This is a genomic window from Glaciimonas sp. OK215 (assembly GCF_057787885.1).
Map to the genome: position 1 here is coordinate 1902590 of NZ_CM173544.1, position 12228 is coordinate 1914817.

Here is a 12228-nt window from a genome sequence, read left to right on the forward strand (position 1 = left end):
TCTCGACCAATTTTTACAGGAGCTTTTATGAGTATCGCGTTAAATTCCCCTGGCACCGCCGTGATTGTTACCGGCGGGGCCTCCGGTATCGGGCTGGCGTCGGCCCGTGCCCTGGCGGAGGTCGGTCGGGCGGTGGCTTTGTGGGACATTAACGGTGACAAGGCCAGCGCCGCCGCCGCAGCGCTGAAGGCAGAGTTTGGCGTGGAAGCAATTGGTGTGCGGGTTGACCTGAGTCAAGCCGATGCGTTGGCCGGCGCCTTACAGACTACCCGTGCGGCACTCAAGGAGATCGGCGGCCTGGTGCATGCTGCCGGTATCGTTGACACCGGTTCACTGGAGGGGGTGACCCTGGAGGTATGGGAGGCGGGCATGAATACCCATCTGCGTCCGCTGATTCTGCTGGTGCAGGCTTTACTGCCGGACTTCAAGGCCAATCCGGGCTCCGCCGTGGTCGGCATCGCCTCCATCAACGCCACGCTAGGCAATCACGTCAACCCGGTCTACAGCGCCGCCAAAGGCGGCATGCTGTCCATGGTGCGTTCGCTGGCGGATCGCCTGGGCATGGACGGCGTGCGCATCAACTGCGTGTCACCGGGTCAGATCGTCACCCCGATGCTGCAGCCGGCGATCGACCACCTGCCCAAGGGGACTTTCGAGAAACGCATCCTGTTGGGCCGCATGGGCCAGCCGGAAGAGATCGGTCGGGTGGTGCGCTTCCTGCTGTCCGATGAAGCGAGCTACATTACCGCTGCCGAGATTGTGGTGGATGGCGGGAATATCTCATCGCAGCGCATGTAATGCCGGTTCTGAAGCCGAATCTGAATCAAACACGCATGTGTGCGCGCTATCTGCCGATTATTGATGAGTACATGCCTTGGCTGCGCTCCAATATCCGCTTGGGCGATTCTGCATAAGTGCGCCTTTTGATGTAAAACACTTTGGCGGCGAAGCGTCGAAGAACAGTCGGAAATCGATGACTAGCGGGAGGCATCACACGCCCGACCTGACCGGAACGAAAGAAAAGGCCCCCTACGTTCCGTCAAATAGAGGATCGGAGCGGCCGCCAAGACTATGGTGACCACGTAGCGAGCTGCGACGGCCCTGGCGACGACGACAACAACGAGTTATCAGGACTTAACCTCATTCCGTATTGACCGTCTTTTAAACGGCCAATACGAGTACAGACTGTCTTACAGCTTAACGCGGGAAGTTGCCGTCGCCCAAGGCTCGACGTCCTCGCGAGTCGTGTCGGGATTTGATCCGCGACGACGTGCCAATTCGGCCACCAGACGCTGAAGCGGGATGATCGAGACAAACGGACGAAGCAGATAGTCGACCTCGGCGAAAGGGAGGTCGCAATCGCCCGTGCCTGCAGTCAGCACCTCGACGCCAAGTTCGACCAGCAACGTACGCAGCGCTGCGGTGCGTCCGCCATCGTCGATATTCGGTACAACCGTAATCGCAGCCATCCGGGACTCAAAAACGGCAGGCGTTCCATGGAGTGCTAGCTCGACGGACATTGCCTCTGCCCAGAGATACGCTCCTTCCTTTATCTTCAACGCCGCTTCCGTCACTGAAAGTTCGTCGATACCAAACCCAGTCAGAAAAATCGGCTCCCGGTTGATCAGGCGTGCCAAAACGTTGGTGGGCGCGGGCTTCGCAAGCGTTTCCTGAATCGCTGCCGGAATCTTATCAAGCGCAGCCTCGAACTCGGAGGCGTCGTCGCCAACCAGTTTTGCTACAAGGCGTCCGAGAACGGCGAGTGCAGTGAGGTACGACACAGTATGCGTGCTTGCCTTTTCGTCGGCGCACGTGCGCAGAACAACGTCGCCACCTGGGTTTTGCGCGCCATGACCTGAGATTGCGATTGTCAGAGCGCCAACCTTTCTTGCGCGTTCAAAGAGCTGATGTGGGAAGCGCTTGGTGCCGCGATGGCTCACGACAACGATCTGATCTTCCGCCCTTATCTCGCCACGCAACGCATAGTCGTGCGTTTCGACAGCTGCGGGCCGAAGACGCCCGCCGGAAAGCTCGGCTACCCAGTAGGCCGCAACCTTGCAGGCATGCAGCGACGTGCCGATGCCTGCGAAGATGACCGGCCGCTTTGGGTCGAGTGTTGGGACCTCAATTGATTGGAGGACGCTGCTGACAGCCTCAAACTGAGAGGCAATCTGATCGTCGAATGCGAAATGTTTCATTACGAGACTCCTAAAGTTGGGAAAAGGAGTCTCGAATGTTATTGAATAAATGGACTCATGAAAAGATCCACTTTTTTCATGTTAGCTAGGCCAATTTCAATCACGATCTGCATCCATGATCGCCATCCGAAGGCGCTCCACCGCCCAAATGGCTCGGTCTTCTGGCGTATTTGCGAAGCCAATAACGAACCCATTCAGATCGGAGCGCGCCAACCCATAGCCGGACAGCGCCGGGGCATTGATCCCCAGGTTCAGTCCGATCCTGGATGCCTTCGCGTCGTCAATTCGACGGCGCAGCTTGACGATAAAGTGAAGTCCCGCGCCGTAGTCCACCGGCTCAACCAGGTCTTTGATCTTTCTGAACGCATCCAGAAGCGCACGGCGACGTGCATCGTAGATCGGCCGTAGTCGCTTCACATGGGCCGCGAGGTGGCCACCCTCGATGAATTCAGCGGCCACTGCCTGAATCTCAATCGAAACATGCCGATCGCTCACGGCTCTCGCCGCGGCGAAGGCGTCTACAAGATCGGATGGAACCACGAGATAGCCGAGTCGCAGCGACGGCGCGAGGACTTTGCTCAAGGTGCCGAGGTAGACCACGCGTCCGCCCGAGTCCAGCGAGTGCAGAGCACTCACTGGTTTGCCGGCATAGCGAAACTCGCCATCGTAGTCGTCCTCGAGGATCCAGGCATCGGCGCGTTCTGCCCAGTCCAGCATCGCCATCCGGCGCGGCAGGCTCTGGACTGATCCCATGGGATATTGGTGAGATGGCGTGACGACCGCGAGTTTTGCATGGGGCGCGAGGAGCGCACCAGCCACGGGATCCAGGCCTTGCTCATCCACTGGGACAGGCACCAGGCGGGCACCGTTTGCGGCAAGCGCACTGCGGCCAGCGACATAGCCTGGATCTTCGACCCACACTGCATCGCCCGGGTCGAGCAAAACGCGGGCAGCGGTATCGATGCCAGCCTGAGATCCCGCGACGATCAGGACTTGCTCCGGTTCGCAGGAGATGCCGCGCGCAGCGCGCAGATAGTTTGCGAGAGCTCTTCGCAGCGGAGCGTATCCGGCAGGATTGCCGTAAGGGAGCAGGTTGTGTGGTTTGCTGCGCCAAAACCGGCCCGTCATCCGAGCCCACAGCGTGAAGGGAAATTGATCAAGTGCGGGAAGGCCGGGCGTTAGCGGCAGGGTCGAACTCGCGACAAAACCGGTTGCTGCATTGAGCGTCCGTTTACCACGCGTGGATGGACGGCGAACCGGCAGGTCCCGGCCCTTCGCCTTGGCCTTTGGAAGCCCTTCGGCGACATAGGTTCCCGACCCGGTACGACTCTCAAGATACCCCTCTGCGACCAGTCGCTCATAGGCAAACGCGACAGTGTTCCGGGCAACCCCTAACTCGGAAGCCAGTTCGCGCGTGGGCGGAAGGCGCGTTCCCGAGCGCATGCTGCCGGAAGCAATGGCTTCCCGGAAAAAAGCAACGATCTGGTCTTGAATTGGCCTCTTGTCATTTCGGTCCAGAGCAAAGCTGCTCCAGACCGGGTATGTCGGGTGGATTTTCATGATGGATGATTGGCTTAGTTGACTATTGAAAAGTGGATCTACCTTATGGGCCAAATTTATCATATTCTTCGAGGCAAGTGGCGGCAACATTTGTCCGTCGCATCCAAATGACAGAACCTTTTGAGAGACTTTGATGTTTACGATTTCTGAGCCATTGACCACTACAAAGACAATCAAAGTCCTGAACCCGTTCGATGGTTCACTAGTTGGCGTGGTACCTGACGATGACGTTGCCAGCGTCCGCCGCGCGCTCTCAGCGGCCGAGCAGGGATTCAAGATCAGCCGCGCGCTTTCTCGGCATGAGCGAGCAACGATTCTCGAGCGCACCGCAGCGCTTGTTGAGGAGCAGTCCGACGCCTTCGCGCGTCTGGTCACAGCTGAAAGCGGAAAAGTGCTGCGAGCAGCGCGCAAGGAGGTTGGGCGCTGTATCAATACACTGAAGTTGTCGGCTGAGGAGGCGAAGCGCCTCGGCGGTGAGGTCATCCCGTTCGACTCCTTTCCCGGATCTGAGCGCCGAGTTGGCTTCTACCAGCGTGAGCCGATAGGCATTGTCGTTGCCATCACGCCTTTCAACGATCCGCTCAACCTGGTCGCCCACAAGCTTGGGCCTGTGATCGCAGCGGGAAATTCGGTCGTCTTGAAGCTGAGCGAGCTAGCGCCTCTCTCCGGTGCACGACTAGTGGCGCTGTTTATCGCGGCGGGACTTCCCTCTGAAGTCATCACCGTCGTTACCGGAAGGGGGGCGATCGTTGGCCCTGCGCTCGTTTCGGATCCATCCGTGCGGTTGGTGTCGTTTACTGGCGGTTTTGAAACCGCGCGCGCAATTAAGAACTCCATGGGTCTTGCCCGGATCACCATGGATCTCGGCGGCAACGGCGCGGTCATTGTTCTGGACGATTGTGATCTCGAGCGCGCCGTAGTTCAGACTATATCAGGCGCGTTCTGGGCGGCTGGACAAAACTGCATTGGCGTTCAACGGGTCTTCGTCCAACACGGCATCTTTGAGCGTTTCGCAGAGCGCGTGGCAGTCAAAGCGCGGAGCCTTGTCGTCGGCGATCCGCAAGATGAGCGTGCCGACATGGGGCCGATGATCAGTGTTTCAGCCGCGCAGCGCGCGGAGGCGTGGATCAATGACGCGGTTGAAGCAGGCGCCCGGATGCTGACAGGCGGCAAGCGGGATGGAACGCTACTTCAGCCCACCGTACTCATAGACGTTCCCGATACCGCGCGCCTTGCCTGCGAGGAGGCATTTGCACCCATTGTCTGCATCAACCGGATCGACACGCTTGAGGAGGGAATTGCACGCGCCAATGCGACTCCCTATGGCATCCATGCAGCGATCTTTACCAAAGACCTTGGTTCGGCTTTGTCCGCAGCCGAAGAACTTGAAGCAGGCGGGGTGATGATCAACGACTCTACCGACTACCGGCTGGATGCGATGCCTTTCGGCGGAGTGAAGGCCGGCAGCTTGGGTCGAGAGGGCGTCCGATTTGCTATCGAAGAAATGACACAGACCAAGGTCATTTGTTTTAACCGGTAATCAACGCTCAGCGGGAGTCCGCTGTCACAGTTCTTAAAAGGATGTCACGACAAATGCTTTATGAAAACGCCCCTATCACAAGAGCGCCTTCGCTCTGTCAACTCAGCGCAGCGCAATTGGCGGAATGCTATGCGAGCGGCGAAATATCGCCGGTGGAAGTTGCGAGGGCAGCAATCGACCATGCCCACCATGTCCAGGGCGCGCTAAATGCCTTCACGTTCATCGACAGCGAAGGGGCATTGATCGCCGCGCGCGCGTCCGAGTACCGCTGGCGCATGGGACGGCCGCTGTCCGAGTCCGATGGCGTCCCGACGACGATCAAAGACCTCGTCTGGGTCGACGGTTGGACGGTACGTTTCGGCAGCAGGACGACATCCGAGGTTGCTATGCGCAGCGATGCACCTTCGGTGGCGCTTTTGCGCAAGGCAGGGGCGGTGTTTATCGGGCAAAGCGCTTCATCGGAATTCGGCTGGAAACCAGTAACGGACAGCCCCCTGCGCGGCATCACCCGTAACCCATGGGAGAGCAGTAAAACGCCGGGTGGTTCATCGGGCGGTGCGGCGGTTGCTGCGGCCACAGGCGCGGGAGTGTTTCACCTCGGGACCGATGCCGGAGGATCGATCCGGGTCCCAGCTTCATTTACAGGGATTGTGGGGCTCAAGCCGAGCTTTGGGCGCGTGCCGAACTATCCGCCGAGCGGATTCTTCTCGGTCTCCCATACCGGACCGATGACGCGCTCTGTGGACGACGCCGTCCGCATGCTGCGCGCAATGTCGGGACGCGACATGCGTGACTGGTCGCAAAGCGCCGGAGAGCTACGTCTACGTGGGCTAGCTCTTTCTTCCATTGATCTAGCTAATCTGAAGATCGGTTACTGGTCAGAGCCGCCCGTGGGCTCGCTCGATCCCGAAGTAAAAAACGCAGTGGATGCAGTGGCGACTGCGCTCGCCAACCAAGGCGCTGCAATCAGGCCATTCAGTCTTCCGGCCGAAGACATCCTGGAGATGTTCAACCAGCATTGGCTGTCTGGCGCCGCGTTGAAGTTCTCGTCGCTATCGGATGTCGATCGCACATTGGTCGATCCTGGATTTCGCCTGGCCGCCGAGGAAGGCAGGCATCTGACGGCAACGAATCTGCTCGAAGCGCAAGTGAAGCGCGCGCATTTCGGTGCAGCCATGGACGCGTTGCTTGCGGAAGTCGACGTTGTGATCTCACCTGCAACGGCGATACCTGCCTTCGAAGTCGGGTCCGATGTGCCGCCGGGCCGCGGTATGCGACGCTGGACTGAATGGACAAGCTTCAGCTATCCCCTGAACCTGAGCGGACAGCCTGCCTGCGTAATTCCTTGTGGCGTCACAAGGGCTGGATTGCCCATCGGCCTGCAGATTATCGGGCCACGTGGGGAAGATGCCCGCGTTCTTTCCGTGGCAAAGGCCATCGAACTTCTGATCGGCGTGTTGTAGTTCCTTGCTGTTTAATCCTTAGGAGATGAGAGATGCAATTCAAAATGAAAATGATTCCACTGGCTGGCGCTATTACTTTCGCATTTGCAGGCGCTCTGCATGCGCAGGAAGTAGTGAAGATCGGCGAGGTCGGCCCGATTACTGGTCCCGTCGCTCACTTGGGCAAGGACGTCCAAAATGGCGCCCGTATGGCAATTGATGAACTGAATGCAAAAGGCACCACCATCGGCGGCAAGAAAGTGAAATTTGAACTGGCGGCTGAAGATGACGGAGGCGATCCCAAACAAGGTACTACCGTCGCACAGAAATTAGTCGATGAAAAAGTCAATGGCGTGATCGGTCATTTTAACTCCGGTACCACCATTCCGGCGTCCAAGATCTATTTCGAAGCGGGCATCCCGCAAATCTCACCATCAGCAACCAACCCGAAATACACCCAGCAAGGCTTTAACACGGCATTCCGCGTGGTCGCCAACGATGGTCAGTTGGGCGGCACCCTGGGCCGCTATGCAGCGAAAGTCCTGAAAGCCAAAAACATCGTGGTGATCGATGACCGTACCGCCTATGGTCAAGGTGTTGCGGAAGAGTTCAGCAAAGGTGCAAAAGGCGCTGGCGTGAACATCGTGGCGACCCAGTTCACCAACGACAAGGCGACCGACTTCAACGCCATTCTGACTGCGATCAAAGCCAAGAACCCGGATCTGGTGTTCTTCGGCGGAATGGATGCAGTTGCCGGTCCAATGCTGCGCCAAATGAAACAACTGGGCATCAACGCAAAGTTTATGGGCGGTGACGGTATCTGTTCCGAAGGACTGGTGGCACTGGCTGGCGACGGCATGGCGAATGGCCAGGTTATTTGTGCGGAAGCCGGTGGGGTTGAAGAGTCTGGGAAAAAGGGCCTTGATGACTTCAAGGCGGCCTACAAGCAGAGGTTTGGCATCGATGTCCAGGCTTATTCGCCATATGCCTACGACGCTGTCATGACCATGGCAGGGGCCATGCAAAAAGCGGGATCGGCTCAACCGGCAAAGTACCTGCCTGAGCTAGCCAAAATTCATCACAAAGGTGTCACCGGCAATATCGCTTTCGACGCTAAGGGCGATATGCAGCAAGGCACTTTAACGCTCTACACCTACAAGGATGGCAAACGCCAACAACTGGCCGTCACCAAATAATCAATATTCGACATCATCTTGCGGCACAAATTCTAATCTGATCAGCGCCCTGCAATGGGCAGCGGCGCTGTTTGATCCTGCCGCTTTAGCCGCTCCTGAACAACGCTTGTCGGCGCTAGGGGTGGCTTAGCAAGTGTTGTGCAAGGAGTAGAAAGGATGGACATTTTTATACAAGTGGCGCTGGTCGATCATAAAAGCAAAACGCTTAGCGCGTTCAAGAGGAAAGTCGAGGTGCTATCCGAAATTGTGGAGTGGTACCGGATCATCGGAGACTTCGATTTCTTGCTGAAAGTGCGGATCGAGGACATGTCTGGATACCGCCATTTTCTCGGAGGACTGTTGGCGATTGAGCAGGTCCTTTCGGCGCGGACTTATGTGGTTATTCCGGAAAGCGAGCCGATCAGACTCAATCCGGACACAAAAATATCGATCATTTTCCGCATCAATCGGCGGATGACATCGTCGGCGTATTGCGTTCACGCTAACTGCCCATTATTGATGAGTACATACCGTGGCTGCGCCCCAATATCCGCTTAGGCGATTCTGCATAAGTCGTCTGTGCCGAAGCAGGCGGTGTCGAAGAGTCCGGCAGAAAAACGGGGACATGAAGAGTGGTGCGATGACGCTGTATACCTACAAGGATGGGCAGCGTAAGATTATCGGTGTTTTCCATTAAGATTTTCCCGAGCACTGATCTTGCCCACCTCAACTCAAGGAGACTAAAACAATGAAAACCCACAAAATCCGGCAGACGCTGCTCGCCTCGGCCATCGCGCTCTGTTGCTGCACCGCGCAAGCGGCATCGCTGGCGCCAGTGGCCGCAGAACACGGCATGGTCGTGTCAGCGCAACATCTCGCCAGCCAGGTCGGGATTGATGTGTTGAAGAAGGGCGGGAATGCCGTGGATGCCGCCGTGGCCGTGGGTTATGCGCTGGCGGTGGTGTATCCTGCCGCCGGCAACCTGGGCGGTGGCGGCTTCATGACGATCCAACTGGCTGACGGACGCAAAAAATTCCTCGACTTCCGCGAGAAAGCCCCGCTCGCCGCCAGTGCCAATATGTACCTCGACGCCAGCGGCAACGTCGTCAAGGGCCTCAGTACGACCGGCTATCTGGCGGTCGGCGTGCCTGGCACAGTGGCGGGCATGGAGCTGGCGCTGGCGAAATACGGCACGATGAAGCGCGCCGCGCTGATTGCGCCGGCGATTCAATTGGCCGAACACGGCTTTACGCTGGACGAGGGCGATGTCGACCTGTTGCTCACCGCCACCAGCGACTTCCGCAAGGATGCGCCATCGGCCGCCATTTTCCTCAACAAAGGCGAACCGTATAAGCCTGGCCAAAAGCTGGTCCAGCACGACCTGGCCAAGACGCTGCATCTGATCAGCCAGCATGGTGCAGATGGCTTTTACAAGGGACCGGTCGGCACTGCCCTGGTGGCATCGAGCGCGGGCGGCAAGGGCATCCTGACCCAGGCCGACCTCGATCAATACAAGGTGCGCGAGCTGGCGCCGGTCGAATGCGACTATCGCGGCTATCACATCGTCTCCGCACCGCCACCGAGCTCGGGCGGCGTCGTTATCTGCGAGCTGTTGAACATCGTCGAAGGTTACCCCTTGAAGGAATTGGGCTTTCGCTCGGCGCAGGCGGTTCATTACCAGATCGAAGCCATGCGCCATGCGTATGTCGATCGCAACAGCTACCTGGGCGACCCCGACTTCGTGAAAAACCCGCTGGATCGCCTGCTCGACAAGGGCTACGCCGCGAAAATCCGCGCCAGCATCGACCCGGCCAAAGCGGCTGTGTCGAAGGACCTGAAACCCGGCGTTGCGCCGCATGAGGGGAACAACACCACGCATTATTCCATCGTCGACAAGGATGGCAATGCGGTGTCGGTCACCTATACCCTGAACGACTGGTTCGGCGCCAAGGTCACGGCGGCGAAGACGGGCGTGATGCTCAACGACGAGATGGATGACTTCACCGTGAAAATCGGCGTGCCGAATATGTACGGCCTGGTGCAGGGCGAAGCGAACGCCATCGCTCCGGGCAAACGGCCGTTGAGTTCGATGAGTCCGACCATCGTCACGCGCGATGGCAAGCCGGTCATGGTGGTCGGCACGCCAGGCGGCAGCCGCATCATCACGGCCGTGTTCCATACCATCATCAACGTCATCGACTATGGCATGAACGTCCAGGAAGCAGTCGATGCACCGCGCTTCCATCAGCAATGGCTGCCGGATGTGACCAACGTCGAGACCTTCGGGATCAGCCCGGACACCAGAAAAATCCTGGTCGGGATGGGGCACAATCTGGGCGAGCCGCAGCCGGAAAACCATTTGGCTGCCATTCTGGTTGGCGCGCAGTCTCTGAACGGCAAGCCGCGCGGCGCGAACAAGTTCTACGGCGCCAACGATCCGCGTCGGAATACCGGGCTGGCTCTGGGGTATTAAGGCCAGGGGCGCAGCCGCAGGCACGAAGAAAAAAGCAGCTTCGGCTGCTTTTTTCTTGTCAACCGCGCTGGACTACTACTTCAAGCTGTGGCCTGCACACGGGCCTTGTTTGCTGCACACGCAGCCGCATGCGCGCCGGCACGCCGTCCGGAAAAAATGCAATCCGCCGCAGATAACCCGCTGACATACAGATGCGAGCAAATGCCGATTGCCGTTCTGCCTGCCGCGTACAGCCCGTCAATGACGGTTTCGTCTTCCCGTTTTACCTGACCGGTTGCTTCGTCGACGATCAGTCCGCCAAGCGTCAGTACCGGCATCGGGAACAGCTTGCTGGTGACCGAAACGTCAATCGCATAAAACGGCCCGCCGGTCAGTGCGCACATGTCCTTCCTGCCTTTTGCGAAGGGGTCGGGATGTTGACCGTCAGCAGCCCGGTTGTAGGTGGCAATCGCCGCTGCCAGTTTCTCGGGAGAAAAGCCGCATTTCCTGGCCAGTTCGCGAATGTCCGATCCTTTGCGTCGCGCGAACAGGAGCGCCAGAATCGCCGGGTCGCGCTGGAACGGCAGTAGTTCGTCCTTGAAGACCTGGCGCCAGGCCTCACGATATAGTTTCGCGTCCAGAATCACGTAGCCTTTGCCGTTGTGCTCCTCACACATTGCATAACCCAGCGTGGCGCCATACAGCGATTCGTCACAAAACCTGGCGCCGTCGGCATTGACGACGATGCCTTTGGAGAACGCCATGGGCGGATTGATAAAACGCCAGCCGCTGACATGCTGCAGGCGACTGACAGCGCCGCCCGCCGTTTGCCCCAGGCGGATGCCGCTGCCGTCATCGCCGGGATTGCCAAGCGGCATGCCGGCCTGGTATTTGGGCGCGTAGTGACTGACCATTTCCCGATTGAAAATAAAGCCCCCGGCGCTCAGGCAGACGCCATGCCTGGCCCGGATAGTCCGCTCAACCCGATGCATGCCGGCCAGGACCTCGGCCTTGCGGCTATAGTAATTGGCGATCTTCGCCATCAGGCCGGCACCCGGAAACGACGGCGGTAATTTCAGCAGATATTTTTTAGCCTTGGCCTGGTACCCCGCATATTCTGCAATCGCACTGCTTCCCACCGGAAACTGAAGGACTTTTACGCCGATGACGCGACCGCTCTGGTCCAGGATGAGGCGTTGCACTTCAGCGTTTTTCATTTGCCTGACACCAAGCCGCAGCGCCGCCTCCATCAACGGCGTGTAGAGCGCAGCGCCGTAGCCGGTGCCGGTCTTGTTGTGGTGCCGCGACCAGACCTTGTGTCCGCGCGCTGCCGGTTTGGCGATTGCTGCGCGGGCGGATGACATCGAGCTATCCGAATGGTAAAGAAAATACCTGAGGGCTGGATAAGAGGTCTTCTTACGGTAAATTGTGCTGTTGAAGCGTACTCCATGGGCCATGAGCCAGGCTATCATCGCCGGGCTTTCTTCGCAAAACCGGCGTAGTGTCGCGTCACTGATAACGCCTTGCGTCTCTGCCGACAGGTAGTTGAACATTTGCTCCGGGTCGTCTTCCACCGCAGCCTGTTTCTGGATCGCCGTTCCGCCGCCCGCATACACGACCCCGCCATTCATTGCGGTGGAGCCGCCGCCTTCAAAACGGTCCAGGGCGATCACTTGCAATCCCTGTTCTGCCGCCTGCAGTGCGGCCGCTACGCCTGCTCCGCCATAGCCCACCACCACAAAATCGGCTTCCTCATCCCATTCCAGCAGGTTTGCGTCTGCTACCACATCGGGCCGTTTTACCGCCGAAAACCAGGTTGCCGAGTCGGGGCCAATTGCATTTGTCATTGCTGGGCTCCTCG

At 58.5% G+C, this 12228-nt stretch carries 9 protein-coding genes; 6 read left to right on the top strand and 3 right to left on the bottom strand.

Annotated elements, in window-relative coordinates:
- Positions 1-27: 27 nt before the first annotated feature.
- The gene (locus AC3CHX_RS08560) at positions 28-798 is read left to right on the top strand and encodes an SDR family NAD(P)-dependent oxidoreductase (RefSeq protein ID WP_488643620.1); all 771 of its coding nucleotides are present in this window, start codon (positions 28-30) and stop codon (positions 796-798) included.
- Between the two features lie 392 nt (positions 799-1190).
- Here the strand turns inward: AC3CHX_RS08560 and AC3CHX_RS08565 are convergent, their stop codons facing one another.
- A complete protein-coding gene (locus AC3CHX_RS08565; protein ID WP_488643621.1) occupies positions 1191-2198 on the bottom strand; it encodes an SIS domain-containing protein in 1008 nt (335 codons plus the stop codon).
- A 96-nt stretch (positions 2199-2294) separates the two neighbouring features.
- A complete protein-coding gene (gene pdxR / locus AC3CHX_RS08570) occupies positions 2295-3758 on the bottom strand; it encodes a MocR-like pyridoxine biosynthesis transcription factor PdxR (RefSeq protein WP_488643622.1) in 1464 nt (487 codons plus the stop codon).
- 133 nt (positions 3759-3891) lie between these two features.
- Here pdxR and AC3CHX_RS08575 point away from each other — a divergent pair, with 133 nt between their 5' ends.
- The 5 genes from AC3CHX_RS08575 (at position 3892) to ggt (ending at position 10388) form a co-directional block, all read left to right on the top strand.
- A complete protein-coding gene (locus AC3CHX_RS08575; protein WP_488643623.1) occupies positions 3892-5298 on the top strand; it encodes an aldehyde dehydrogenase family protein in 1407 nt (468 codons plus the stop codon).
- 53 nt (positions 5299-5351) lie between these two features.
- Positions 5352-6761, top strand: coding sequence for an amidase (locus AC3CHX_RS08580; protein WP_488643624.1), 1410 nt, complete (start codon positions 5352-5354; stop codon positions 6759-6761).
- Positions 6762-6793: 32 nt separating this feature from the next.
- Entirely contained in the window at positions 6794-7936 is a 1143-nt protein-coding gene (locus AC3CHX_RS08585; protein ID WP_488643625.1) for a branched-chain amino acid ABC transporter substrate-binding protein, read from the top strand.
- 156 nt (positions 7937-8092) lie between these two features.
- A complete protein-coding gene (locus AC3CHX_RS08590) occupies positions 8093-8473 on the top strand; it encodes an Lrp/AsnC ligand binding domain-containing protein (protein WP_488643626.1) in 381 nt (126 codons plus the stop codon).
- 190 nt (positions 8474-8663) lie between these two features.
- Positions 8664-10388, top strand: coding sequence for a gamma-glutamyltransferase (gene ggt / locus AC3CHX_RS08595; protein ID WP_488643627.1), 1725 nt, complete (start codon positions 8664-8666; stop codon positions 10386-10388).
- Positions 10389-10468: 80 nt separating this feature from the next.
- Here ggt and AC3CHX_RS08600 read toward each other — a convergent pair whose 3' ends face one another.
- The gene (locus tag AC3CHX_RS08600) at positions 10469-12214 is read right to left on the bottom strand and encodes an FAD-binding protein (protein WP_488643628.1); all 1746 of its coding nucleotides are present in this window, start codon (positions 12212-12214) and stop codon (positions 10469-10471) included.
- Positions 12215-12228: the final 14 nt, after the last annotated feature.

Excerpts from the sequence above, each read along its gene's own strand:
- AC3CHX_RS08560 (WP_488643620.1), top strand. The coding sequence starts at position 28 with ATGAGTATCGCGTTAAATTCCCCTGGCACCGCCGTGATTGTTACCGGC.
- AC3CHX_RS08565 (WP_488643621.1), bottom strand. The coding sequence starts at position 2,198 with ATGAAACATTTCGCATTCGACGATCAGATTGCCTCTCAGTTTGAGGCT.
- pdxR (WP_488643622.1), bottom strand. The coding sequence starts at position 3,758 with ATGAAAATCCACCCGACATACCCGGTCTGGAGCAGCTTTGCTCTGGAC.
- AC3CHX_RS08575 (WP_488643623.1), top strand. The coding sequence starts at position 3,892 with ATGTTTACGATTTCTGAGCCATTGACCACTACAAAGACAATCAAAGTC.
- AC3CHX_RS08580 (WP_488643624.1), top strand. The coding sequence starts at position 5,352 with ATGCTTTATGAAAACGCCCCTATCACAAGAGCGCCTTCGCTCTGTCAA.
- AC3CHX_RS08585 (WP_488643625.1), top strand. The coding sequence starts at position 6,794 with ATGCAATTCAAAATGAAAATGATTCCACTGGCTGGCGCTATTACTTTC.
- AC3CHX_RS08590 (WP_488643626.1), top strand. The coding sequence starts at position 8,093 with ATGGACATTTTTATACAAGTGGCGCTGGTCGATCATAAAAGCAAAACG.
- ggt (WP_488643627.1), top strand. The coding sequence starts at position 8,664 with ATGAAAACCCACAAAATCCGGCAGACGCTGCTCGCCTCGGCCATCGCG.
- AC3CHX_RS08600 (WP_488643628.1), bottom strand. The coding sequence starts at position 12,214 with ATGACAAATGCAATTGGCCCCGACTCGGCAACCTGGTTTTCGGCGGTA.